20 protein-coding genes are annotated in these 24,214 nt (G+C 61.2%); 11 read left to right on the forward strand and 9 right to left on the reverse strand.

Annotated elements, in window-relative coordinates; genetic code table 11:
- Positions 1-342 precede the first annotated feature (342 nt).
- From LK493_RS07830 to LK493_RS07840, 3 genes are all read right to left on the reverse strand, one after another.
- Positions 343-1,383 carry a Gfo/Idh/MocA family protein gene (locus tag LK493_RS07830; RefSeq protein WP_138375132.1) on the reverse strand — a complete coding sequence of 347 codons (1,041 nt, stop codon included), beginning with the start codon at positions 1,381-1,383 and terminating at the stop codon, positions 343-345.
- A 70-nt stretch (positions 1,384-1,453) separates the two neighbouring features.
- Positions 1,454-2,710, reverse strand: coding sequence for an MFS transporter (locus LK493_RS07835; RefSeq protein WP_227790657.1), 1,257 nt, complete (start codon positions 2,708-2,710; stop codon positions 1,454-1,456).
- A gap of 66 nt (positions 2,711-2,776) precedes the next feature.
- Positions 2,777-3,658, reverse strand: a complete 882-nt coding sequence (locus LK493_RS07840) for an SDR family NAD(P)-dependent oxidoreductase (RefSeq protein ID WP_118934451.1) — start codon at positions 3,656-3,658, stop codon at positions 2,777-2,779.
- 233 nt (positions 3,659-3,891) lie between these two features.
- Here LK493_RS07840 and LK493_RS07845 point away from each other — a divergent pair, with 233 nt between their 5' ends.
- Positions 3,892-4,770, forward strand: a complete 879-nt coding sequence (locus tag LK493_RS07845; RefSeq protein ID WP_227790658.1) for a LysR family transcriptional regulator — start codon at positions 3,892-3,894, stop codon at positions 4,768-4,770.
- Positions 4,771-4,813: 43 nt separating this feature from the next.
- Here the strand turns inward: LK493_RS07845 and LK493_RS10305 are convergent, their stop codons facing one another.
- From LK493_RS10305 to LK493_RS07865, 4 genes are all read right to left on the reverse strand, one after another.
- A complete protein-coding gene (locus LK493_RS10305; protein ID WP_227790659.1) occupies positions 4,814-5,905 on the reverse strand; it encodes a GGDEF domain-containing protein in 1,092 nt (363 codons plus the stop codon).
- Between the two features lie 441 nt (positions 5,906-6,346).
- Entirely contained in the window at positions 6,347-8,266 is a 1,920-nt protein-coding gene (locus tag LK493_RS07855) for an ABC transporter ATP-binding protein (RefSeq protein WP_227790660.1), read from the reverse strand.
- Positions 8,259-10,082, reverse strand: a complete 1,824-nt coding sequence (locus LK493_RS07860) for an ABC transporter ATP-binding protein (RefSeq protein ID WP_227790661.1) — start codon at positions 10,080-10,082, stop codon at positions 8,259-8,261. The genes LK493_RS07855 and LK493_RS07860 overlap by 8 nt, the downstream gene beginning before the upstream one ends.
- Positions 10,075-10,578 (reverse strand): MarR family winged helix-turn-helix transcriptional regulator, encoded by a 504-nt coding sequence (locus LK493_RS07865; RefSeq protein WP_161145206.1) that lies wholly within the window; start codon positions 10,576-10,578, stop codon positions 10,075-10,077. The genes LK493_RS07860 and LK493_RS07865 overlap by 8 nt, the downstream gene beginning before the upstream one ends.
- A gap of 557 nt (positions 10,579-11,135) precedes the next feature.
- Here LK493_RS07865 and LK493_RS07870 point away from each other — a divergent pair.
- From LK493_RS07870 to LK493_RS07880, 3 genes are all read left to right on the forward strand, one after another.
- Positions 11,136-11,960, forward strand: a complete 825-nt coding sequence (locus LK493_RS07870; protein ID WP_227790662.1) for a PfkB family carbohydrate kinase — start codon at positions 11,136-11,138, stop codon at positions 11,958-11,960.
- A complete protein-coding gene (locus tag LK493_RS07875) occupies positions 11,953-12,282 on the forward strand; it encodes a TIGR04076 family protein (RefSeq protein WP_226812458.1) in 330 nt (109 codons plus the stop codon). The genes LK493_RS07870 and LK493_RS07875 overlap by 8 nt, the downstream gene beginning before the upstream one ends.
- Before the next feature lie 280 nt (positions 12,283-12,562).
- Positions 12,563-13,924 (forward strand): ATP-binding protein, encoded by a 1,362-nt coding sequence (locus LK493_RS07880; protein ID WP_227790663.1) that lies wholly within the window; start codon positions 12,563-12,565, stop codon positions 13,922-13,924.
- Between the two features lie 263 nt (positions 13,925-14,187).
- Here the strand turns inward: LK493_RS07880 and LK493_RS07885 are convergent, their stop codons facing one another.
- Both LK493_RS07885 and LK493_RS07890 read right to left on the reverse strand, forming a co-directional pair.
- Positions 14,188-14,634, reverse strand: a complete 447-nt coding sequence (locus LK493_RS07885; protein ID WP_227790664.1) for a low molecular weight protein-tyrosine-phosphatase — start codon at positions 14,632-14,634, stop codon at positions 14,188-14,190.
- Positions 14,635-14,679: 45 nt separating this feature from the next.
- Positions 14,680-15,930 carry an MFS transporter gene (locus LK493_RS07890; RefSeq protein ID WP_227790665.1) on the reverse strand — a complete coding sequence of 417 codons (1,251 nt, stop codon included), beginning with the start codon at positions 15,928-15,930 and terminating at the stop codon, positions 14,680-14,682.
- Positions 15,931-16,082: 152 nt separating this feature from the next.
- Between LK493_RS07890 and LK493_RS07895 the strand changes: the two genes are divergently transcribed.
- The 7 genes from LK493_RS07895 to LK493_RS07925 all read left to right on the forward strand — a co-directional run bounded on the left by LK493_RS07895 (position 16,083) and on the right by LK493_RS07925 (position 24,007).
- Positions 16,083-17,030, forward strand: a complete 948-nt coding sequence (locus tag LK493_RS07895) for an isopentenyl-diphosphate Delta-isomerase (protein ID WP_227790666.1) — start codon at positions 16,083-16,085, stop codon at positions 17,028-17,030.
- Positions 17,031-17,273: 243 nt separating this feature from the next.
- Positions 17,274-18,731 (forward strand): SLC13 family permease, encoded by a 1,458-nt coding sequence (locus LK493_RS07900; RefSeq protein ID WP_227790667.1) that lies wholly within the window; start codon positions 17,274-17,276, stop codon positions 18,729-18,731.
- Between the two features lie 142 nt (positions 18,732-18,873).
- Complete coding sequence (locus tag LK493_RS07905; RefSeq protein WP_195445310.1) at positions 18,874-20,361, forward strand: UbiD family decarboxylase; 1,488 nt, start codon at positions 18,874-18,876, stop codon at positions 20,359-20,361.
- Between the two features lie 33 nt (positions 20,362-20,394).
- Positions 20,395-20,973, forward strand: a complete 579-nt coding sequence (locus LK493_RS07910) for a UbiX family flavin prenyltransferase (protein WP_227790668.1) — start codon at positions 20,395-20,397, stop codon at positions 20,971-20,973.
- Between the two features lie 91 nt (positions 20,974-21,064).
- On the forward strand, positions 21,065-21,934 hold the full coding sequence (locus LK493_RS07915; RefSeq protein ID WP_227790669.1) for a MerR family transcriptional regulator: 870 nt from the start codon (positions 21,065-21,067) through the stop codon (positions 21,932-21,934).
- 196 nt (positions 21,935-22,130) lie between these two features.
- Positions 22,131-23,000 carry a hypothetical protein gene (locus LK493_RS07920; RefSeq protein WP_035138779.1) on the forward strand — a complete coding sequence of 290 codons (870 nt, stop codon included), beginning with the start codon at positions 22,131-22,133 and terminating at the stop codon, positions 22,998-23,000.
- Positions 23,001-23,113: 113 nt separating this feature from the next.
- Positions 23,114-24,007 carry an aldose 1-epimerase family protein gene (locus LK493_RS07925; protein WP_035138780.1) on the forward strand — a complete coding sequence of 298 codons (894 nt, stop codon included), beginning with the start codon at positions 23,114-23,116 and terminating at the stop codon, positions 24,005-24,007.
- The last annotated feature ends 207 nt before the right edge of the window (positions 24,008-24,214 follow it).

Here is a 24,214-nt window from a genome sequence, read left to right on the forward strand (position 1 = left end):
GAGACGGCGGTCGACGAAACTGGAGAGGAGGTATTACGAGCTCCTGTGCGAATTGAAGGGAGCGCTCCCGCAAACTGCCTATTGACAACTTATAGGAGCGTCGGTTTTTATTTCGCGAAATTCGGCATGGTTGAGGGCGATCGGTTAAGCGTAGTAGATAGGCCCATTTCGTGGCGAACGAATCAGGCTGAGGTGCAAAATGGCCCCCGTCTCAGAAAAATCGTCGGCAAGGTAGCAAAATGTCCCGCGGGCAGGAGGCTTCTCGCGGGGCAAAGAAGAGGGGCTTATTGGTGGCGGACCGAGGGGTTCGGCATGGGGTTTGCCGCGGTCGCTCTTAAGGCATTACAGCTCGACGAGCTGGCCGGTCTCGGCGGCCTCCTTGATGGCGTTGAGAAGCGTGAGCGTCTTGACGTTGTCGGCGGGGGTTACGACGGGCTCGACCTCGCGGCGGACAACCTTCACAAAGTGCTTGAGCTGCATCTTGTGTGGCAGCGCCGGGTCGACAGCCGGAATCTCCATCTGCAGCGGCTTGTGCCAGTTGGAGGCGCCGTCGTAGGAGAACTGGTGCAGGCGGGGCAGCGACAGGGCGCCCTTGGTGCCGCCGATAAAGTAGGCGTCGGCGTCGAAGGGGCGGTACTGCGGATCCTCGCGAGCGGTTGCCTCCCAGTTCCAGGGGCTGGCGGTGGCGTCGGAGATGGTCATGCTTGCGAGCGCGCCATCGGCAAAACGGACGTTGACCACGGCGGAGTCCTCGGTCTCAAAACCGCGGGCGGCGCTGGACTGCATACCCTGGACGGCAACAGGCTCGCCCAGCAGATAGCGGAGCAGGTCGACGTCGTGAACCAGGTTGACCAGGATCGGGCCGGCACCCTTCTTGCGGCGCCACTCGACATCGAAATACTCGTCATTCTTATAGATCATGTAGTGGAAGCTCGACACGGTGAGCTTGCCCAGCTCGCCGGACTCGATGATCTCCTTGGCCTTGTTGACGAAGGGGTTGTGGCGACGGTGCTGACCTACGAGCACGGGCACGCCGGCGGTCTCGGCCTCGGCGGCGAAGGCCTGGGCGTCCTCGAGGTCGTTGGAGATCGGCTTTTCGACCAGCGGCACGATGTTGCGCTTGACGGCCTCGCGGGCAACGCCCAGGTGCAGGTCGTTGGGCGTGGCGATGATGACGGCCTCGGGTTTGACCTCGTCCATCATCTGGGCGGGATCGGTAAAGAACGGCACGCCGGCGGCCTCGGCCGTGGCGCGGGCGCCTTCAAAGGCGTCGGCGATGGCGACGAGTTCGGCCTCGGGCTCCTCGGTGACAAAGCGGATGTGGTTGCGGCCCATGGCGCCGGCGCCGATGACGGCAATGCGGACGGGGTTGAGCTCAGACATTTCGACTCCTTAATTAATGGTGGCGGCGGAATGTGACAAAGGGACAGTCCCTTTGTCACATCGGCAATTACTAAGCGGACTTCTTCTTGCTGTCGGAGACCATCATGTAGACGGTGAGCACGACGGCGATGGCGGCGATCACGATGGCGCCGTAGAAGGACTGCTGGTAGGCGGCGCTGCCGGCCTCGGCGTGATACAGCACGGCGGTGATGGGCTGGCTGATCCAGGTGGAAGCGGCGTAGCCCAAAAACATGATGCCGTAGTTGACGCCGATGTTGCTGGTACCGAAGGCACCACCGGTGAGCGGCGGGTAGATGACGAGCAGGGCGCCAAAGCTAAAGCCGAGCAGGGCGAGCGCCACGAAGAACATGCTCTGCGTAAAGCTCATCGACATGATAACGAGCGCGACGATGGTGACGATAAGGCTGATGAGCAGCGACTTGTAGGCACCAAGCTTGTCGATGATCTGACCAAAGGACAGACGGCCGACCAGGTTGGCGCAGGTGTTGACGGAGACGACCACACCGCCGAGAGCGACGGCAGCGGCGCTCGTGGGGTCGGCGAAGAGCTGGACGGCGGCGATGGAGGCAACCTTGCCGACGAGCAGGGTGCCGGCGGTGGCGGCAAAGGCGAAGGTGATGATGAGGACCCAGAAGCGCGGGGTCTTGACCATCTCGCCCGGGGTGAGGTCGCCGAAGGTGCCGGCGTGGGCGCCGCCCTTGGGGGCCTCGAAGCCCTCGGGCAGCCAACCGGCCTCGGGGGCCTTCAGGAACAGGGCGGAGGCGGCGATCATCACAAAGAAGATGATGCCGAGCGCCTTAAGGGCGCCAAAGATGCCAAGGCTCGGGATGAGCAGCGAGGCGAGCACCGGGGACAGCACAGCGGGGCCGGCGGTCGAAGCGGCCAGGGTGATGCCGGAGGCGAGGCCCTTCTTGTCGATGAACCACTTCTGGCCGGTGGTGAGCGCCGGGTTGTAGCCCAGGCCGTTGCCGACGGCGGCGACGAGCGAGAACCACAGGTAGAACTGCCACGGCTCGGTGACGGTACCGGACATGAACCAGCCCAGGCCGTAGCACACGGCGGCGGCGATCACGACGTTGCGCGGGCCGATCTTATCGGAGATGCGGCCGGCGAAGATGCCCGTCACGGCCATGATGGTCTGAAAGACCGGGAAGGCCCAGGTAAGGGCGCTCGACCACTCGGGGTAGACGGCGAGCAGGTTCTTGCTCACGACGGAATACAGCGCGATGGAGCTGATGAAGAACATGGTGACGCACGCGGCGGAAAGCACGACGGCGCGACCCTTGTTGGAGTTGGTGGAAGCCATTGGACTCTTTCTAATCGATACGGGGGAGGAACAGGCGTGTCTGCGGGTCCTCCCTGTCGGGTTGGTTTACTGGTCAGTCGGCTTGGCGACGCCGGACTCATCGGACCAGAGCTCGACACCCTTGTTCTTAAGGTAGTTGTCGGCATAGGCGCGACGGCCGCCGGGCTTGGCGGTGAGGTCGCCCATCATGTTGGAGAAGCCGCCGTCGACCTTGATGGCGTCGCCGGTGGTAAAGTCCGAGCGCTTGGACGCCAGGAACATGACGGCGTTGGCGATATCGCTGACCTCGCCGATGCGGCGCGTGGCGATCAGGCGGCTGCGGCTCTTTTCGACCTCGGGGTCGGCGTAGAAGTTGGCCGACATCGGGGTCTTAACGAAGCAAGGCTCGACGCAGTTGGAGCGGACGCCGTAGGGGCCCCATTCGGCAGCCAGCATCTTGGACATCATGTTGACGCCCGCCTTGGTGGAGCTGTACACGCCCGAGAACGTCTCGGGGGAGTGGCTGGCAACGGTCGAGATGTGCACCAGGCGACCCTGGCCGGCCTTGATCATCTCGCGACCAAAGCGCTGCGAGGTGATGAAGTAACCGGTGAGGTTGACGTTGAGCACCTGCTCCCAGTCGCTCAGCGGCAGGTCCTCCATGGCGGCGAAGCGCAGGATGCCGGCGGTGTTGACAAGGACGTCGACGCGGCCGAAGTCGGCGATGGTGGCATCGACGGCGGCCTGAACCTCGGCCTCGTCGGTGGCGTTCATCTTGTAGCCCTCGGCGTGGATGCCAAACTCGGCGGCGAGGTCGGCGGCTGCGGCCTTGACCTTCTCCTCGTCCAGGTCGAGCAGGACGACGTTGGCGCCGTTGCGGGCGAACTCGCGGCAAATCTCGACGCCCATACCGCCGAGCGCGCCGGTCACGGCGCAGACATCGCCCTCGAGCTTAAGCCAATTGCTCATAGGAACTTCCCTTCTTGTGCCTCCCGGTGGGTCGCTCCCATTAACCGACCCACGTGGTTTTCGCTGGTTATCGTATGCTTTGCATTTGCGCAGGTGAATTGCATATTTGTTAGAATGGCGTTAACCGTAGGTTTATAGCTCGCAAGACGATGTGTCCTTGATTGAGTGTGTGACCTGCGAAAACAACCCCCTGTGGCACCATGTGGCCATGGGCGCGAAAACGGGAGATTGACGTGTACGATCGACGACTCGAGGCCATATCGGCCGCCGCGGAGCTGGGAAGCTTCTCGCGTGCGGCGGCAAAATTGCGCGTGTCGACCCCGGCGCTCGTCAAGCAGGTGTCGGGCTTCGAGGCCGAGTTTGGCATCACGCTGTTCGAACGCTCGCACTCGGGCGTCAAGGTGACGCCGGCGGGCGCACTGCTGGTGGACGACGCGCGCTCGATCATGCGGCAGTCCGAGGACGCGCTGCGCCGTGCCCGACGCGCGGCGGGCGATGGCGGTGCCGTGCGCCTGGGCGTGTCGATGATGTGCCCAGGGCGCCAAACGCTGTCGATGTGGTCGGGCATCCACGATCTGGAACCGTCGCTGCGATTTGAGATCGTGCCGGTAAGCGACCTCTACGACGAACGCGAGACCGTCATGCGCAGCCTCGGTCGCGAGGTGGATGTGGTGCAGTCGAGTTTTTCGACCCCGCGCTGGGGTGACGCCTGCCAAAAGCTCCGCATCGTTAACGTGCCGTTTTATATCGACGTGCCACGCACGAGCCCGCTGGCGCGCAAGACACGCATTACGGTTGCCGACCTGGAGGGCATGCGCCTGCGCGTGCTCCGCCACGGCAACGACGCAATGGACAGCCTGCGCATCGACCTTCTGGCCGACGGCGGCGTTGACGTGATCGACGTGGACAGCTTTGACTTTGCGCTCTTTAACGAGGCAGAGGAAAAGGGCGACGCGGTGCTCACCTGCGGCGCATGGTCGGGGGTACACCCGGCCTTTGTGGGCGTGCCGTTCCTATGCGGTCGCGAGGTGCCGGTCTTTTTGCACTATCCGCTCGAGCCCACCCTCCAAGTCCAAAAATTCGTCAACGCCATGGCACAACTTCTCAAATAGCCAAAAGAGTCCCGTCCCAAATTAGCTACCCTTTGCTACGGGTTTAGCGGTCCTCGCGTTGCGGCCCGGCTGCCTCGGCTGTCTTTACGCGGTTCTTGTCGATGTACATGTTTTTGTCGGCCTGAGAAAAGAGCTCACGCATCATAGGCGGTTCATCAAAATCACTGGAAAGCGCGTAGCCCACCGCATAGCTGATAGGCATGTCGGGGTGAGCCCCGGAATACTCGTTCACGTTCGCACGAACCCGAGCGAGACAGGATTCCACAGCGGCTCGGTCGGCATCCCACAGCACCGCGATAAACTCATCGCCGCCGTCGCGACCCACAAAGCACGTCTCCGACGCCACACTTCCCAGTTGTTGGGCAAAAGAGCGAATGTATTCATCGCCCTTCTCATGGCCGAAGTTGTTATTGACCATATGCAGATTGTTAAGATCGAAGACGCACAGCGCAACGGGCGGTTCAGCGGAAACGGGATGCTCCTGCCCCAAGATCTCCTCGCACTTATTCTTATTGGGCAGTCCTGTGGCTTCGTCGAGATAGACTTTGCTCTGCAGCTCGCGGTTGAGCGCGGCAGTGCGCACCGCGCGAACAAGTTCGACCGCAAAGGTCGCCACCAAGCCCACGATGTCGATGATCACCAAGCCCTCGAGATAGTTGAGCGCCGACGCCTTCTCCTGAGAGTAGTCCTCTGCGAGTCGCGTAGCATCGTCGCAAATGCCAAAGAACTCCTCGCTCATGGAGATGATGTCGGTGCTCTCGTAGCCGACTTCGCGCACGCGGCTAATCTCGGCGCAAAGCTCATCATAATAATTTGCAAGCTCGGTCATCTTTGCCTGATACTCATCGTCGTCGAGACGGACGAGGTTGAGGTCGTCACTTCCGTAACGCAAGCCGTTGATGTATGAATCCACGGCTTTGAGCAGGTCATCTTGAGGCTGGCCCGCGTCCTCGAGCTTAACGATTCGCTGCGTGGTACCGCGCACCAGACCGGCGTAATTGACCACGCGCGCCGTGCCCTGGATATCGGAGACGAGCAGCATAACATTGATGAAGAAGAAGATGAGAACTGCCGTGAGCACCATCATGAGCAGGCGCACCGCCTGGCTGGCCTTCTTGGCGACAGAAGTATTCACAAGTTCACTCCCCTAAATGACAAAAGAGCAGGCAGCACGCAGTGTGCTGAAATTCATGGGTGGTTAACTCTACCATATGGGCCAGCAGCCTCAAACTGCAGCAGACGCTCGTCCAAATTGGCGTGACGCTTGCCTTGTTGTTCTTGACCTGGCTGCGCTATCGGACATGCTTCTGGTCTTGGATCACCATGGGAAAGCTCATCCCGTTTTGTGCGTCTAGAGTGGGATGCGGCTTCCCAAAGGTGCCGTTAGGGGAAACTACATCCCGGTTTACTCCCTTGAAATGGGATGCCGTTTCCCGGAGGGGGTCCAGCGGGAAACGGCATCCCATTCTGGGCCCGAAAAGTGGGATACGGTTTCCGGCTGGCATGAAAAAAGCCCCCACAGCTCATATGAACTGCGGGGGCTTATGCGTTGCGGCGTAGTTCCGGGTTGCCAGATCTACTCGAGCTCAAAAGCTCCGGTGTACAGCTGGTAGTAATACCCGCGCTTGGCGATCAGCTCGTCGTGGTTGCCGCGCTCGATGATACGGCCGTGGTCCAGGCAGATGATCGCGTCGGAGTTACGCACGGTGGAGAGGCGGTGCGCGATGACAAACGTCGTGCGGCCCTCCATGAGCTTGTCCATGCCCGCCTGCACGATAGCCTCGGTGCGGGTGTCGATGGAGCTCGTGGCCTCGTCCAGAATCATCGCCGGCGGATCGGCGACGGCGGCGCGCGCGATCGAGATCAGCTGGCGCTGGCCCTGCGACAGCTGCGCGCCGTTACCGGTGAGCATGGTGTCGTAGCCGTCGGGCAGGCGGGTGATAAAGTCGTCCGCTCCCGCGAGCTTGGCCGCCTTGATGCACTCCTCGTCGGTGGCGTCCAGGTTGCCGTAGCGGACGTTGTCCATGACGGTGCCGGTGAACAGGTTCACGTCCTGCAGCACCACGCCGAGCGAGCGACGCAGATCGGACTTGCGAATCTTGTTGACGTTGATGCCGTCGTAGCGGATCTTGCCGTCGGCAATGTCGTAGAAGCGGTTGATGAGGTTGGTGATGGTCGTCTTGCCGGCACCGGTGGCGCCGACAAACGCGACCTTCTGGCCCGGCTTGGCGTACACAGACACGCCGTGCAGCACCTCGTGGTCGGGCGTATAGCCAAAGTCCACGTTGTCCATGACCAGGTCGCCACGCAGCGGCACGTACTCGATCTCGCCGGTCGCGCGGTGCGGGTGCTTCCAAGCCCACATGCCGGTGTGGTGGTCGGCCTCCTCGAGCTGCCAGGTGTCGGGATTCACCTGTGCGTTGACAAGCGTCACGTAGCCCTCGTCGGCCTCGGGCTCCTCGTCGAGTAGCTCAAAGATACGCTCGGCGCCGGCAAGGCCCATGACCACGGCGTTGATCTGCTGTGAGATCTGGCCGATCTGGCCGCAGAACTGCTTGGTCATGTTGAGGAACGGCACCACGACGGCGATGGAGAGCGCCATGCCCGAGAGGCTCAGGTTGGGCACGCCCAGCGCCAGGAAGATGCCGCCGGTCAGCGCGACCAGCACGTAGAGCAAGTCGCCCAGGTTCCCGAGGATCGGCATGAGGATGTTGGCGTACATGTTGGCCTTCTGCGAGACCTCGAAGAGCTTCTCGTTGCGCTCGTCAAAATCGGCCTCGGCGGCGGACTCGTGACAGAACGCCTTGACGACTTTCTGGCCGTTCATGACTTCCTCGATATGGCCCTCGACCACGCCGAGCTCGGTCTGCTGCGCGATAAAGAAGCGCGCGGAGTTGGAGCCGAGCAGCTTGGTCATAAAGGTCATAAAGGCGATGCCGGCAATGATGACCAGGCACATCCACACGCTGTAATACAGCATGATGAAGAACACGGTGACGATGACGATGATCGTCATGAGCAGGTTGGGCAGCGACTGGCTGATCATCTGACGCAACGTGTCGATGTCGTTGGTGTAGTGGCTCATGATGTCGCCGCGCTGGTGCGTGTCGAAGTAGCGAATCGGCAGGTCCTGCATGCGGTTGAACATCTTTTCGCGCAGCTTCTCGAGCGAGCCCTGCGTGATGACGGCCATGGCGCGGTTCCAGAAGAGCGAGGAGGCGACGCCCACGGTGTAGATGCAGCCGAGGGTGGTCACGAGCTTCAGAATCTTGGGCTGCGCGGCCGTCCAGTCGCCCGACTGCCACGATTCGCTAATGACCTGCAGCGCGCTCTGAAGAAACGTCGCGCCGATGGAGTTGATGATGGCGCAGAGCACAACGCCGGCGACGACGAGGGGCAAAAGCACCGGGTAGAAGCCAAAGAGCATCTTGATCAGGCGCGTCATGGTGCCGCCCTTGCGGTTGCGCGCGCGCTCGGCGGTAGCGGCCTTACTCATGTGCCTCGCCTCCTTCCTGGGTCTGAGCTTGCGGTGCGGATGCCTCGGTGTCGGCTGCGGCGGTCTCGCCCGCGTCCTCGCCTTCGGCACTCATCTTATTTTGCGAGGTAAAGGTCTCGCGGTAGATCTCGCTCGTCTTGAGCAGCTCATCGTGGTTGCCGATGTCCTTGATGCGGCCGCCCTCCATGACGATGATGCGGTCGGCGTCCTGCACGGAGCTGATGCGCTGGGCGATGATGAGCTTGGTCGTGTTGGGCAGATAGCTCGCCAGGCCCTCGCGGATCTTGGCGTCGGTCTTGGTGTCGACGGCGCTCGTGGAGTCGTCCAGGATCAAGATCTTGGGGCGACGCAGCAGGGCACGCGCGATGCACAGGCGCTGCTTCTGGCCGCCGGAAACGTTGGAGCCGCCCTGCTCGATCCAGGTGTCGTAGCCCTTGGGGAAGCCGTCGACAAACTCGTCGGCGCAGGCCAGATGTGCGGCCTCGCGGACTTCCTCGTCGGTGGCGTTCGGGTCGCCCCAGCGCAGGTTCTCGGCGATGGTGCCGCTAAACAGCACGTTTTTCTGCAGGACCATGGCTACCTGGTGGCGCAGCGCGTCCAGGTCGTAGTCGCGCACGTCCACGCCGCCGACGCGCACGGTGCCCTCCGTGACATCGTACAGACGGGCGATCAGGTTCACGAGCGTCGACTTGGCCGAGCCGGTGCCACCGATAATGCCGATGGTCTCGCCGCTCTTAATATGCAGGTCGATATCGTCGAGCGCCTGGCGGCGGGCATGCTCGGAATACTTAAAGCTCACGTGATCGAAGTCGATGGAGCCGTCGGCAACCTCGTGCACGGGCTCGGTCGGGTTAGCGATCGTGGGCTCGGCGGCCAACACCTCGGTAATGCGGTGCGCCGACTCATCTGCCATGGTCACCATGACAAAGATCATCGACAGCTGCATTAGGCTCATCAGAATCTGGAAGCCGTAGGTAAAGATGGAGGAGAGCTGGCCCACATCGAACAGGGTGCCCTGGCTCGTGATGATGAGCTTGGAGCCCAGGTAGATGATGACGACGAACGCGCCGTTGACGCAGATGTTCATCATGGGGTTGTTGAAGGCGAGCAACTTCTCGGCGCGGGTGAAGTCCATCTGGACGTCGCGCGCGGCGGTGGCGAACTTCTCCTTCTCGTAGTCCTGGCGCACGTAGCTCTTGACCACGCGCATGCCGGTGACGTTTTCCTCGACCGATTCGTTGAGCGCGTCGTACTTGCGGAACACGCGGGTAAAGATCGGGCGCACCTTATAGATGATAAAGAACAGGCCAAAGCCCAGCAGCGGAATGATGACCAGGTAGACCATGGCGACGCTGCCGCCCATGGCGTATGCCATGGTAAAGGCAAAGACCAGCACCAGCGGCGAGCGCACGGCGATGCGGATGAGCATCATAAAGGCCTGCTGCACGTTGTTGATGTCGGTGGTGAGGCGCGTGACGAGCGAGGAACTCGAGAACTCGTCGATGTTGGCGAAGCTGAACGTCTGGATCTTGTAGAACAGGTCGCGACGCAGGTTCTTGGCAAAGCCGCAGCTGGCATGGCTGCAGGTGATGCCCGCAGCGGCGCCAAAGGCGAGTGACGTCAGCGCGATGAGTACGAGAAGGCCGGCGGTGGGCAGCATCTCGGTAACGGCGGTGCCGTCCTTGATGGCGTCGATCATGTCGGCGGTGATAAACGGGATCATCATCTGGCAGATTACCTCGCCAAGCACCAGCAGCGGCGTGGCGATCGTGACCTTCATGTAATCGCGGATGCTGCCCATAAGGGTTTTAATCATCCAGTTCCTCCCAGGTTACGCGGATTTTCTCGAGCATCTCGGCGAGCTGTTCACGCTCGTCGTGGGTGAGGGCACTAAAGGCCTGCTCTCTAAAGCGAATGCGGGCTGCCTGCTCAACGCGGGCCTTTTCCCATCCCGCATCGGTCAGGCGGATGGTGAGCTGCCGACGGTCTTTGGGATTGCGACTGCGCTCGATAAGACCGCCCAGTTCGAGCTTGGACAGAATCTCGGAAAGGGACCCCGGCTTGAGGTCGAAGTGCATGCCGAGCTCCTGTTGGGACAGCTCGCCGGTCGGCTGCTTGGCGAGTAGGCAGACAATAGGCGCCTTGCCAGATATGCCGCCGCCGTGAAAATGCATGTAATGGCCGCAAAACCCCAGCCCATTGAGGATTCGCTTGGCGAGACGGTCTTTGTCGGACTGGGTCTCGGGCTCGTCTGCTGGCCGTGAGGGGTCGCCGCCGGGTTCATGCGGATAGGCGAGTGGTTCAACACGCATATCTAATCTTCGCTCCTTTCTTTAGTTAGGTAGTGAAATTGTTTTGTGCCTAACCAATTTAGGAGCGTGAGAAATCAATGTCAAGGTACCAAACTTATTAAGTTACGGCGTTTTACCAAACGCCGTAACCGCTCGACGCTGCGCGGGCCGCATTTGGACAATCTGACGTTCAACTCCAAGGGCGCGACCAGAAGGTCAGCGCCCTTTCGTTTCACGTCATCTTGCCTCAAATGCGACCCGCTCGCTGTCGTTGCCAAAACATCGACGTTGCCCTTTTTGGCACTTGGGGACGTTCCTTATGTGCCGGCACTTGGGGACACTCTTTGCACTGATAGTCGTTGGGTTAGTCGTTGGGGACGTTCTTGTTTGGCTAGTCATTTAAGAACGTCCCCAATGACTATCCACTGGGCCGCGATGTAGCAAACAGCCCCCATTTCCGAAACCTTTCCGCAACAATTTGCCCTTCGTACCGCTCGCCTCCGCTCACAACGTCCCCTGCGCTACACTTAGTTGCACTATGGCGCCATCGTGCCGCGCCCGACCCAAGGGGGACTCTCATGAAGAACACTCAGCTGCTGCTGATCAACGATATGTGCGGCTACGGCAAGGTCGCGCTCTCCGCCATGCTGCCGGTGCTGTCGCACATGGGCTATCGCATCCACAACCTGCCGACGGCGCTGGTGTCCGATACGCTCAACTATCCCAAGTTCTACATCCATGACACCACCGAGTACGTGCGCCAGAGCCTCGCTATCTGGGAGGAGCTCGGGTTTGAGTTCGACGCTATCTCGACCGGCTTTATCGTGACCGAGGAAGAGACGCGCATCATCTCGGACTTTTGCCACCGCCGTGCGCAAAAGGGCACCAAGGTGTTCGTCGACCCCATCATGGGCGACAACGGCAAGCTTTACGCCGGCGTGCCCGAGTCCACGATCGGTCTCATGCGCAGCCTACTCGAGTGCGCCGACTATGCGGTACCAAACTACACCGAGGCGTGCCTGCTCACCGATACGCCCATTGCCGAGCAAATCACGCCCGATGAGGGCCGCGTTCTTGTGGATGCCGTGCGTGCCCTGGGCGCCAAGTCGGTGGTCATTACGAGCGCTGTGGTCGACGGTGCGAATGTCGTCATCGGTTACGACCATGTGGCGGGGGAGTACTTCACGATTCCCTTCGAGCTGATTCCGGTCTACTTCCCGGGCACGGGCGACACGTTCTCGGCGGTGCTTGTCGGCCGCGTTATGGCCGGTTGGAGCCTGCAGCGCGCGACGAGCGATGCCATGCGTGTGGTAGCGGAGCTCATCGAGCGCAATGCCGACCAGGAGGATAAGTCCGCTGGCCTTCCCATCGAGGCCTGCCTGGATGTGATTGACCATGAGTAACGCCGACGAGAGCAGCACCGAGGCGGCGGGCGAGAACAAGCCGCTCGGTGCCCCGCGCGGCAGGCGCCCACGTATTCGTATTAGCTGCGTGGACCAGCTGGGCACATGCCGCTGCCATCACGGGCACAAGCCGGGTGACGTCTTCGACTTCGACCGCGACCGCGGCAAGATGTGCGCCATGGCCTGCCATGTGGGCTTTCCCTATATCGATATCCTGCGCTATGGCGGAACCGTGCCTGGCAACGAGCCTGGTACGGCAAAGTTCTGCTGCCCCGAGGTCGATACGCTGAACGTCTGGCTTGCCGAGATCGTCGACGAGTAATCGAGCGAGGATTTTCTCCCGTCGAAATATCGAGCGTGGATTATCTTCCGTTTTGGGCGCAATTTCGCACTCAAAGTGGGAGATAGTCCTCGCTCGATTTGTATGCGAGAATCTCGACCTCACTTATGCCCATGCTTAGACGCACGCGTCGTTGTTCTGTGCGCGAGTAAGCTCAAATTTCTGCATTTCATCTAATTTCTGTACTTAAAATCTCTGCATTTCATCGATAATAGTCGATATTAATATCTGCATTTCATTTATCGAGGCGATGGGAGAGCTTATGTTGCGCAGGAAAATCGCTGATGAGCTTGATTGTTGGCAGGGATCCATTGAACGAAAGGCGTTGTTCGTCACGGGTTCTCGCCAAATCGGTAAGAGCTACTCGATTCGCGAGTTCGGTAAGTCAAACTACGCAACCTATATCGAGCTCAATCTCGCGGAAAACCGCCAGGCAAAAGACGCCCTTCTCGGGGCGAGGGATGCTGATGACTTCATCAGCAGGGTGACGCTTCTCACGGGCAAGTCGATAGCGCCGGGCAAAACTCTCGTATTTATCGATGAGGTGCAGGAGGCGCCGGACATCATGACGATGGCCAAGTTCCTTGTCGAGGACGGCCGTTGTCGCTGGGCATTCTCGGGGTCCATGCTTGGGACCCAATTCAAGGGCGTCAGGTCTTATCCCGTGGGGTACGTCCATGAGCTCAGGATGTTCCCGCTGGATTTTGAGGAGTTCAGCTGGGCGATTGGGGTGAGCGAAGAGGCGAGGCGCTCGATTCGCGATGCGTGCCGCAACGAGACGTCGGTTCCTGGTTATATTCACGACGCAATGATGGCAAACTTCAGGACCTATATCGTCGTCGGCGGTATGCCGGAGGTTGTGCAGCGATTCCTCGACACGCAGGGTGATCTGGCGTCCGTCCACCAGCTTCAGTCCGAGCTGAACGGGCAATACCGTCGGGATATCTCAAAATACGCGAACGGACGCGCGCTCCAGGTGCAGAGCATTTTCGACCAGCTGCCCGTCATGCTGGAGGGCGAGAACAAGCGTTTCGTGCTCAACTCCATAGATCCCAAGGCGCATTACGAGAAATACCAGCGAGATTTTGTCTGGCTTGTCGATGCCGGCGTCGCTCTCAAGACCGACATCGTGACCGAGCCCAAGTCCCCACTGCTTAAGACGGCACGGCCGTCCCAGTTCAAGCTGTACCAGTCCGATACCGGGATGCTGATGGCCCGTTATCCTATCGGGGTCGCCCAGGCGGCGTACCTCGACAGCAAGGATCCCAACCTCGGCGGCGTGTACGAAAACGTGGTGGCTCAGCAGCTGGCTGCCCAAAATCGCCAGCTTTACTACTGTCAGACAAAAAAGCGCGGTGAAGTGGACTTTGTGGTTGACGGACCGGATGGAACGGCTGTTCCGATCGAGGTTAAATCGGGCTCCTATTACCATGCGCACGCCGCGCTCGGCCATGTGCTTGAAACGGCCGAGTATGGCGTAAAACGCGGGATTGTTTTCTCGAGAGGCAACGTTGAGCGCGACGGCGCCGTTCTCTATCTGCCTCTGTATGCGATCTGGACCCTTTCGGATGTTTTTGGTGACTCCCGTGCCGAGGGGATAAAGCTGGAGGTCAAACCCGTCTAGGGCCAGTTCCGAATGCCCGGCAACGAGCCCGGTACGGCCAAGTTCTGCTGCCCCGAGGTCGATGCGTTAAACGTCTGGCTCGCCGAGATCGTCAACGAGTAACCGAGCGAGGATTTTCTCCCGCCTAGGTGACGAGGGTGGATTATCTCCCGTTTTGGACGCAATTTCGTATTCAAAGTGGGAGATAATCCACCCTCGATTTGCATATGGGAGAAAATCCTCCCTCGATGTATGCCGATGGCGCGGTTCGCGCGCTCGATAGCCTACAGTTGCTCGAGCATGGCGGTGCAGCCGTCGAGCACGTCGCGGTAGGTGGCATCAAAGTTGCCGGTGTACCAGGGATCGATCACATCGCCGGGGCGATCGGTCCAATCGAGCAGGCGTGAGATCTTGCCATCGGGGTCCTTGCTAAAGATGCGCTGCAAGCCGCGGGCGTTCTCGTTATCCATATAGACCATGTGGTCCCAGTCGCCATACTCCGCGCGGCGCACCTGACGCGCGCGATGTGCTACGACGGGAATCCCGACCTCGCGCAGCTTGGCGACGGTGCCGTGATGCGGCGGATTGCCGATCTCCTCAGTCGAGGTCGCAGCAGAATCAATGACGAACTCCGCCTCGCGCCCAGCACGGCGCACCAGCTCAGTAAACACGGACTCAGCCATCGTCGAGCGACAGATGTTCCCATGGCAGATAAACAGTACACGTTGCATATGCGGTTTCCTTTCGATCGCCATCATCGAGCTCGAGTATCGCATCTACGCCTGCGCCATCGCCCTCTTGCGTTCCCAGCGAGCCAACTTAATCGTCACCAGCGTAAGCACCCAGGCCACAAGCGAGAACACGGCACCGACCGCGCCAACGTAGGCAATGCCAGCTCCGCTTACCACGGCGCCGCCCACCGCGGTGCCAAACGAAATGCCGACATTAAACGCCATGGGTTCTACCGAGCTCGCGAGCACCATCGATTTGGGATGGCGGCTGCGAGCCACGTCCATAAAGTGCGTGATGCACGACACCGAGAACAGGTACATGAGCATCGCCAGGCTAAAGACAAAGACAAGTGCGAGCGGCATGGCAGCGCCTACGGCAAACAGCCCAAACAATGCCGCCGCCTGCAGCACAAACGTCACAAGCAGCGCCTTCATGCCAAAGCGCGCATCGATCCATCCGCCCAGGATGTTCGAGATCAGGCAGAACACGCCGTAGGCCATAAGCGTGGTACTGGCTTCGACCGTGCCCATGCCCAGCACCTGCTCAAGATAAGGCGTCACGTAGCCGTAGAACACATAGACCGACCCCACGCCAAACAAGAAGATGAGCATGCCAGTGATGATGCTCGGCTCGCGCAGCAGACCCGCCTGCTCGCGAAAGGTGGCGGGCTCGTCGGTTTGCCCAGCGCGCGGCATAAACGTCACGAGCGCTCCGCAGATCAAAACGGCAAAGGCCAGCGTGCCGTACATGGCCACGTGCCAATCGAGCGTGTCGGCCACAAATTTGCCAATCGAGGTCACAAAGACCATCGCCACGGAAAACGCACCGTACACTACCGAGATGGCAAGCGAAGTTTGCTGCGGGGACAGAAGCTCAGGGATGTACGTCACGCCTACGGCGAGCAGTGCGCCCGAGACGGAGCCCAGGACAATGCGCGAGATAAAGAGCACCTGGAAGTTGGGCGCCAACGCCATGACCAGGTTGCCGAGCACAAAGACGATGCTATAGCACACGAGCAGCTGGTAGCGGCGAAAACGTCCCGTGCTGAGCGCAAGCGTCGGCGTAGCGATGGCGTAGACGAGCGCAAACACGCTGATGAGCTGGCCCGCAGTGGCAAGTGATACGCCGAGTTCCGTTGCCAAGTCGCTTTCGATGCCGATGACCACGAACTCGGAGCAGCCGAGCGAGAATCCCAACAGCACGAGCAGCGCCAGGCAGAGCTTGGTGCGCGCGGGGGAGAGCGCGGCGGCGGTTGACTTACTTTTAGGCGTGGTTGCGGCGATCAAGGTTGTCACTCCAATGTCGCATGAATAAGCGGGATTCAATCCCTGCAACTCTAGCAGAATGTGACAAAGGAGCAGCGCCTTTGTCAGGTCGGGACCTTGCCTGTATAGTCGCAATACAGGCGAAGATGGTCTCAGGTACATCGCGGGCGACAGGAGATCCCATGGGTATGCACACGACAAAGGTTGCAGTGGGCGAGGGCAAGTTTGCGCTCGAGGCCCAGCTGACGGTGACGCCGCGAGGCATGGCGGTGTACGCCTGCTCGCCGGAGTTCGCGCACCTGGGCGCCACGGCGCAGGCCATTCCGCGTCCCGAGCCCGGCCGTACGGCGACGGTGAGCATCCTGGCCGTTCCGTGCCATCGAGACGAGATCCCGGCGCACGATATCGCGGCGGCGCTAGCCACGCGCTTTGACGTGCCGGTAGTTGCAAGCACGGGTTTTCATGTTGAACAGGCGAGCGGGGACGACCTGCAGCGCGTGCTCGACACCACCAAGGAGCTCATCGCCGCGCTCGAGGAAGCCGCAGCCCGTATTCTGCGCGCCGGCTGGGATGAGGGCGGCGCGGGCGCCGAGGTCGTGGCGGTCGATGCCGCGACCGGCGAGGCGCTTGGCCCCGTCGACCGTATCGAGGCCCATACCGGCGAGGGCATCCTGCATCGGGCATTTCTGACGCTTTTGGTCGAGGGCCGGGGCGAAGACGCGCGCCTGCTGCTCTGTCGCCGCAGCCCGCTCAAGCGCTTGTGGGGTGGGGTGCTGGCCGATAGCTGTGCCGGCCATCCGCTTCCCGGGGAAGACGTCGCGGCCGCCACGGCGTGCCGCATCAACGAAGATCTCGGCATTACGCGCGAGCCCGATCAGCTCAAGCACCTCGGTCACGTGGTGTACCGCGAGGACCACGGCGATGGTCGCTGCGAGTGCGAATGGTGCGAGGTCTACCTTGCCCATGTTGAGCCGGGCGAGCTGCATATCAACCAAGAGGAGATCTCGGAGGTGCGCCGCGTGGCTCCATCCGAGCTCGACGGCTACCTGCGGGGTCACCCCGAACAGCTGGCCCCTTGGCTCCGCGAGGCCCTCAGCGACCCATCCATCCGTACGGCCCTCGCTATGTGACATCGGACAGCCTCTTTGTCACATCCAAACCGTCACAACATTCGGCGAAAATCTCGAAAACGAGAAAAAGCGTCGAATGTTGTGACGGTTTTTGTCCAGGGGACCGCTTCTCATCCAAAAAAATCCGCTTGACTGTATTGCCGCAACACAGCGCAACGTAAGGGGCGTCCGATAACGGGCGCCCCTTTTTAAGCGGCAACGTGGCTGCGAATCCGGAGCGCCCCCAACAAGAAAGGTGGGGAGATGGAAGCGGAAAAGAAGGCGTTTAAGATCACCAAGCGCGAAATTGGCTTTGTGCTGGGTATCGTTGTCTTTTTGCTGGTGAAGTTTCTTCCTTTGGCGGAGCTGAGCTCGACGGTCGAGCTCACGGTCGGCGGTCAGACCTGTCTGGCACTGACGCTCGCCACGGTGGTGTTCTGGGCATGTGGCGTGGCACAGCCGGGCTTTGTGGGCCTGCTCTACTGCGCGCTGCTCGTTCTGTTCAAGGTATGCGTGGACGACACGGGCGCCGCGAGCATCTCGGCGACGGTCGCCTCTACGTTTAGCTCGTGGACCAAGGCCACCATGTGGCTCGTCATCGGCGCCTACCTCATCGCCAGCGCGGTCAAGGAGTCGGGCCTGGGCGAGCGTATCGCCTACACGTTCATGCTCAAGTTCGTGCGCGATGCTAAGTCGCTCATCATCTCGATCTTCGCGCTCACCTTTGTGCTGTCGCTGCTGATCCCGCATCCGTTCCCCCGCGCCTTCCTCATCCTCGCCGTCGTCTCGGTCATCGCCGAGTCCGCCGGCTACGGTGACGACGACAAGGGCAAGCTCGGCTTCCTCGTGTTTGCCGCTGCCGCCCCGGGCTCCATGTTCTTCCTGACGGGCGACTCCACGCTCAACCCGCTCGTTGCACAGTACAGCGCCGAGGCCGGCGGCATGAGCCCGTCCTTCGTCGACTGGTTCCTGTACATGAGCGTGCCTATGCTGGTCGCGCTGCTGTGCACCCTGTTCTTGGGCCTCTTCCTCTTTAAGCCCAGCAAGGAGCTCGTCTACGATCGCGAGCAGATCGTGGCCAAGCAGGCCGCGCTCGGCAAGCTCTCCGTCAAAGAGATCCGCACCATCGTGTGGCTTGTCATCGCCATCGCGCTGTGGCTCACCGTTTCGGGCGATTACATCGGCTGGGTCACCCTGGCCATTGGTGTCGCTCTCGCCATGCCCATCATCGGCGAAGTCCTCACCCCCGCCAGCTGGAACGCTGTCGACATCAAGTCCCTCATGTTCCTGACGGCCGCCATGGCCGTGGGCTCCGTGGGCGGTGCCACCGGCATGAACGCCTGGATCGCCGATGTCGTGCTCCCCAGCTCCGTGCCCGAGAACATCTTCCTGTTCGCCCTGCTCGTCGCCGCGCTTTCCATGATCATCCACATGTTCATGGGCTCGGTCATGGCCGTGCTCGGCGTGTGCGTGCCGGCGTTCATCAGCTTTGCCGCCGGCTCCAGCGTGAGCCCGCTCGCCGTGGCGCTCATCGTCTTCACGTCCATCAACATCCACTACATCCTGCCGTTCCATAACCTGCCGATCCTTATCGGCGAAGGCAAGGACGCCGGCGGCTACACCTCCAAAGAGGCCATGCGCATGGGCATCCCCCTCACCGCGGTCGTCTTTGTCGTCGTGCTGGTCGAGGCCGCCTGGTTCCACCTCTTTGGCCTGATGTAAGCGGTCGAGCGCCCCGGCTGTAAGCAGCCAAGCGCTTGAACTTCGAGTGGTCGAGCGCTCCATTTGTGAGCGCCGCGGCCCCATTACGTTACCCCGTCCGGCGGCACCCCGTCGCCGGACACTCTCCCGAAAGGAGTACGCCATGTCCACTACCGATGCTTCCCAGATCCACGACCTGCGTTCCGCGCTCGACTTTTTGCGTGAGATGCCGGGCCAGCTGCTCGAGACCGACACCCAGGTCGATCCCGATGCCGAGGTCTCGGGCGTCTACCGTCACGTCGGTGCTGGCGGCACCGTCATGCGCCCGACCAAAGAGGGTCCGGCGATGGTCTTCAACAACGTCAAGGGCTTTGACGACGCCAAGGTCTGCATCGGTATGCTTGCCAGCCGCAAGCGCGTTGCCGCCCTGCTCGACCTGGACGAGGAGCACCTGGGCCTCGAGATCGGCAAGCGCTTCGAGAACCTGATCGCCCCCGAGCAGATCGCCGAGGGCAAGCACGTCGACTGCCAAGAGGTCGTGTACAAGGCGACCGACGAGGGCTTTGACCTGCGCAAGATCGTTCCCGCTCCCACCAACACGCCCGTTGACGGCGGCCCCTACATCACCATGGGCCTCGCCTATGGCACGAGCCCCGATGGCACCCAGTCCGACGTAACCATCCACCGCTTCTCCTGCGTCGACAAGGACAAGCTCGCCATGTGGATCACCCCGGGCAGCCGTCACCTGGGTGCGTTCTTTGACGAGTACTGCCAGCGCGGCGAGGATATGCCCATCTCCATCTCCATCGGCCTGGACCCCGCCGTGTACATGTGCTGCGGCTTCGAGGCTCCCACCACGCCGCTCGGCTTCAACGAGCTGCAGATCGCCGGCGCCCTGCGCGGCCGCGCCGTCGAGCTTGCCGACTGCGTCACCGTTCCGCAGAAGTGCATTGCCAATGCCGAGTACGTGCTCGAGGGCTACCTCATGCACGACGAGACCATCAACGAGGATGTCAACGGCCACGGCTACGCCATGCCCGAGTTCCCCGGCTACACCGGTGGCGCCAAGGTCTGCCCGGTGATCAAGATCACCGCCGTCACCACGCGCGTCAACCCCATTATGGAGAGCTGCATCGGCCCTTCGCACGAGCACGTGTCCATGGCCGGTATCCCCACCGAGGCCTCCATCTACAAGATGGTCGAGACCGCTATCCCGGGCCGCCTGCTCAACGTTCACGCCGCTCCCTGCGGTGGCGGCAAGTTCGTTGCCATCATGCAGTTCAAGAAGTCGAGCAAAAATGACGAGGGCCGTCAGCGCAACGCCGCCATGCTCGCCTTCTCGGCGTTCTCCGAGCTCAAGCACGTCATCCTTGTCGACGAGGATGTCGACATCTTCGATATGAGCGACGTGATGTGGGCCATGACCACGCGCTTCCAGGCCGACGTGGACCTCATCACCATCCCCGGTTGCCACTGCCACGTGCTCGATCCGTCCAACGACCCCGCGTTCGATCCTTCGATCCGCGAGCACGGTATCGCCTGCAAGGCCATCTTCGACTGCACGGTTCCGTTTAACCTCAAGAAGAACTTCATCCGCTCGCAGTTCATGGAGATCGACAAGGACAAGTGGGCCGCCGAGCTCGCCTTCTAGTAAGTAGCCCTACCAAGTAGTTAAGGAGTTGTCATGCCTGAGTCTTTTGTTCGTCCCCGTCGCATTGTCGTTGGCGTGTCTGGCGCCAGCGGTGCGGCACTGGGCCTTGAATGCCTCAAATGCCTGCGCCAGGCCGGCGCTGAGTCGGCGCTTGTCGTCACGCGTGGGGGAGAGATCACCATCGAGCAGGAGCTCGGCATGACGCTCGACGAGTTTGCGTGCTATGCCGATGTGGTCTACGACAACAAGAACATTGGCGCTGCCATCGCAAGCGGCACCTATCCGGTCGACGGCATGATCGTGGCTCCCTGCTCCATGAAGACGCTCGCCGGCATCGCGAGCGGCTACAGCGAAAACCTGTTGCTGCGTGCGGCCGATGTGCAGATGAAAGAGCAGCGCCGCCTGGTGCTTATGGTGCGCGAGACGCCCTTCAGTGCGATCCATGTCGACAACATGGCACGCCTGGCGCGCGTGCCGGGCGTCATGCTCATGCCGCCCATGCTCACGTTTTACAACGGCCCTGCCACGCTCGATGAGGCGGTGCATCACATCGCCGCCAAGGCACTCGAGGCCGTCGGCGTGTCGTGCGCCAACTATAAGCGCTGGTCATAGGCATCTTTAGGGTAGGATACGAGTAGTGTTTGAGCCCGCTGCCCCTGTGGGCGGCGGGCTTTTCGTGTCAAAGGGTGTGTCGGGAGGACCTATGCAGACGGGTATGTATGCGATTAGCGAGATGGCGAGCTTGTTTAACGTTTCGCGCCAAACGCTCATCTACTACGACAAGATCGGTCTGTTTAAACCCGCCGTGGTTAACGAAAAAGGCTACCGTTTCTATTCGCCCACGCAGATCCCGCTCATGCGTCTGATCTGCATGCTGCGCGACTTGGGGCTGGAACTCGATGAGATCGATCGCCTGACCTCGACGTTCGACATTGGAGAGATGACCGATCACCTGCGCTCGCGGGTGCAGGCGCTCGACGAGCAGATTGCCGGGCTCAAAGCCGAGCGCGCGAGCGTGCAGGAGCGGCTGAGTTTTTACGACGAGGCGGTCTATTGGCGCGAGCGCGAGGGCAAACCGGAGCTCAAGCAATTCGAGCGCCGCTACGTGGTCTTTGAGGAGTTCCCGAGCGATATCGAGCGTGGCCGCTCGATGCTGCACCCCACGCTCATGCGGGCGATTCTGCGCATGCGTGCGCTCACGGGCACACGCCCCATGCGCGGTTGGGGCGCCATGCTGCGTCGCGAGGCGCTGCATTCCGACGACCCCATCGCCGGTGCCGGCTCCTTTGCCGTGCTGCCGCGCGGTGCTGAGGAAATACTGCCGAGCGATCCTGCCGAGCTGGCAGAGATTGGCGTCGAGGTGCTGCCCGAGGGCACGTACCTGTGCATGAGTCGCTGGGGTATGCCGTACGAGCCCGAGGGCATTCGCGCCATCGTGACCTGCATGGACAGGCACGCGCTCCAGCCCATCGGCAACGCTTTCGATTTTTGCTACCTGGACACCACGAGCTACGACGAGTCCCATCAAGAGGATTTCTGCTGCATCCAAATCCCCGTCGCCCTCCGGATGTGACAAGGGGCAGTCCCTTTGTCACATTGCGCTGCCGGCCAGTCGCCCAAACCATCACAACATTCGATGAAAATCTCGAATTCGAGGAAAAGCGTCGAATGTTGTGACGGTTTTCGTGTCCGGCGCGGGTGAGCTTCGGTGTCGTCTGGGGGTATAAGACTAGCGAGTGTTTATTTGCGAGGCCTAAGGGGCGCCCCGTATGGATATCGATAACTTTGAATGGTGGTATAGCGAGGGTGAGACTCCGGACGAGGGGTGGGACGAGCCTACGCCGCGTGGCGTGTCGAGCGACGAGGACGAGACCGGCAACGACGTCGCCGCCGACTCGGACGCCGCCCTCGATCCCGTCGAGCCCCTGACCTTCGAACAAGCTTGGGCCCAGGCCGAGGCAGACGAGGCCAAGGCCGACGCTACGGCCACGCTCGGCGAGCCAGCCGACATGTCGATCTCGCCGGCAAAGACCCCGCAGCCGCGTCACACCATCGATCCCGACAGCACGGCATCCTTCAGTATTCTCGACGTGCCCTCGCAGGGCGCTCAGGCGCCCGCACCCACACGTCGCCCCAATCTGTCTCGCGAGGAAGATGCAGGACGTCGCTCTCCGCTTGGCCCCATCCTTATCGCCTTCATGGCCGGCGTTATCGCATGCTCGGTAATTGGAAACGTCTGGAGCCATGTCGAGCAGCAGCGAAAAGACGCCGCCAGGGTCGAGATGTCTGTCGAGCAATCGCTCGGCCGCACGCGCTCGGTACATGTGTCGGTCGAGGTCAAGGACGGCGCGACGTGGGACACCGCGCGCGGCGACAGCCAAATGCTCATCCATATCGTGGGGCGCACGCTCAAAGGGCAGACGATTGACGAGTATCAATACGTCAATTCCGCTGGTGACGGCATCGAACTTAAGCCCGGCGACTACGAGCTCACCGTCGATGAACCGCCCGTCGCCACCGACGGCACGCGCTTCCGTGCCTCAAAGCGCATGGTTCCCGTGAGCTTTAACTCGCAGGCGCCCGATACGGTCGACACCACGCCACAGGGCGGGTTTGACCTTTACGTAGATACCCAGTAGGCGCTCGCCGCTCATTCCGCTATGGCTACTCAATAATCGCCTGCCGTCCCGTCCCGCCGCCAAGAGTGGGACAATAGCCCTCGACACTATTGTTTACTTTTGGAGGAAGTAGCATGTCTACCGTCACTACCATCAAGCGCGGCGGCCTCACCGCGGCCATCGATTCCATGGGCGCCCAGCTCACGAGCCTTGCTCTCAACGGCAACGAGTATCTGTGGCAGGGCGACCCCGCCTTTTGGGGCAAGCATGCGCCCATCCTGTTCCCCATTGTGGGTTCGCTGCGCAACAACACGGCAACGTCTGCGGCCGGCACCTGCGAGATGCCGCGCCACGGACTCGCGCGCATCGTCGAGCACAAGCTGGTCGAGGTTTCGGAGGACGGCTCCTCGGTAACGTACGAGATCACCGACACGTCCGAGTCGCTCAAGGCCTTTCCGTTCCACTTTAAGCTCAACATGACCTATGCCCTGACCGGCGACGCCATCCTCACGCAGACCTTTGCCGTCACCAATACCGGCGACGTGGACCTGCCGTTCTCGGTGGGCGGCCACCCTGCGTTTAACGTACCGGCTCCCGGTGCCGAGGACGAGGCATTCGAGGATTACGAGCTGGCGTTTACCGAGGCTTGGACTAACGAGGCTCCCATCATCACGCCCGACGGTCTTATGACGTTCGAGGGCAGCTACAAGGCTCCCGATAACTCGGACGTGCTGCCCATCACGCACCGCAGCTTCGATAACGACGCCATCATGTTCACCGATACCCCGGGCTCCACGCTCACGCTGCGCGGCCGCAAGTCGGGTCACGGCGTCAAGATCGACTTTGAGGGCTTTAAGTACATTGGCGTGTGGTCTGCCGCCAACGACGCTCCGTTTGTGGCGCTCGAGCCCTGGACCGGTCATACCACCATGGACACCGAGGACGATGTCTTTGAGCACAAGGTCAACACCATCACCCTGGCCCCGGGCGAGACGGACAAGCGCAGTTTTAGCGTTACCTTGCTCTAGAGGTTCCGCCGCTCGGTCGATGCTGCGCGTCGTCCAGAGCGACAAGTTGTCATTCAAAAGGCAAGGCATAGACCTTCTGGTCATGCCTTGCCTTTTTCATGCCACTTGTTCGCTCTGGACGTCGCTCGCCGGCATTGCCAAAACATCGGCGTCCCCAATGACTACCGCGTGTCTATTAATTTTTCGAGCTTGTGCTGCGCTGCTAGT

Source organism: Collinsella aerofaciens, assembly GCF_020709435.1.
In the GTDB taxonomy this organism is placed as follows: domain Bacteria; phylum Actinomycetota; class Coriobacteriia; order Coriobacteriales; family Coriobacteriaceae; genus Collinsella; species Collinsella aerofaciens_AU.

Excerpts from the sequence above, each read along its gene's own strand:
- LK493_RS07830 (WP_138375132.1), bottom strand. The coding sequence starts at position 1,383 with ATGTCTGAGCTCAACCCCGTCCGCATTGCCGTCATCGGCGCCGGCGCC.
- LK493_RS07835 (WP_227790657.1), bottom strand. The coding sequence starts at position 2,710 with ATGGCTTCCACCAACTCCAACAAGGGTCGCGCCGTCGTGCTTTCCGCC.
- LK493_RS07840 (WP_118934451.1), bottom strand. The coding sequence starts at position 3,658 with ATGAGCAATTGGCTTAAGCTCGAGGGCGATGTCTGCGCCGTGACCGGC.
- LK493_RS07855 (WP_227790660.1), bottom strand. The coding sequence starts at position 8,266 with ATGAGTAAGGCCGCTACCGCCGAGCGCGCGCGCAACCGCAAGGGCGGC.
- LK493_RS07860 (WP_227790661.1), bottom strand. The coding sequence starts at position 10,082 with ATGATTAAAACCCTTATGGGCAGCATCCGCGATTACATGAAGGTCACG.
- LK493_RS07865 (WP_161145206.1), bottom strand. The coding sequence starts at position 10,578 with ATGCGTGTTGAACCACTCGCCTATCCGCATGAACCCGGCGGCGACCCC.
- LK493_RS07870 (WP_227790662.1), top strand. The coding sequence starts at position 11,136 with ATGAAGAACACTCAGCTGCTGCTGATCAACGATATGTGCGGCTACGGC.
- LK493_RS07875 (WP_226812458.1), top strand. The coding sequence starts at position 11,953 with ATGAGTAACGCCGACGAGAGCAGCACCGAGGCGGCGGGCGAGAACAAG.
- LK493_RS07880 (WP_227790663.1), top strand. The coding sequence starts at position 12,563 with ATGTTGCGCAGGAAAATCGCTGATGAGCTTGATTGTTGGCAGGGATCC.
- LK493_RS07885 (WP_227790664.1), bottom strand. The coding sequence starts at position 14,634 with ATGCAACGTGTACTGTTTATCTGCCATGGGAACATCTGTCGCTCGACG.
- LK493_RS07895 (WP_227790666.1), top strand. The coding sequence starts at position 16,083 with ATGGGTATGCACACGACAAAGGTTGCAGTGGGCGAGGGCAAGTTTGCG.
- LK493_RS07900 (WP_227790667.1), top strand. The coding sequence starts at position 17,274 with ATGGAAGCGGAAAAGAAGGCGTTTAAGATCACCAAGCGCGAAATTGGC.
- LK493_RS07905 (WP_195445310.1), top strand. The coding sequence starts at position 18,874 with ATGTCCACTACCGATGCTTCCCAGATCCACGACCTGCGTTCCGCGCTC.
- LK493_RS07910 (WP_227790668.1), top strand. The coding sequence starts at position 20,395 with ATGCCTGAGTCTTTTGTTCGTCCCCGTCGCATTGTCGTTGGCGTGTCT.
- LK493_RS07915 (WP_227790669.1), top strand. The coding sequence starts at position 21,065 with ATGCAGACGGGTATGTATGCGATTAGCGAGATGGCGAGCTTGTTTAAC.
- LK493_RS07920 (WP_035138779.1), top strand. The coding sequence starts at position 22,131 with ATGGATATCGATAACTTTGAATGGTGGTATAGCGAGGGTGAGACTCCG.
- LK493_RS07925 (WP_035138780.1), top strand. The coding sequence starts at position 23,114 with ATGTCTACCGTCACTACCATCAAGCGCGGCGGCCTCACCGCGGCCATC.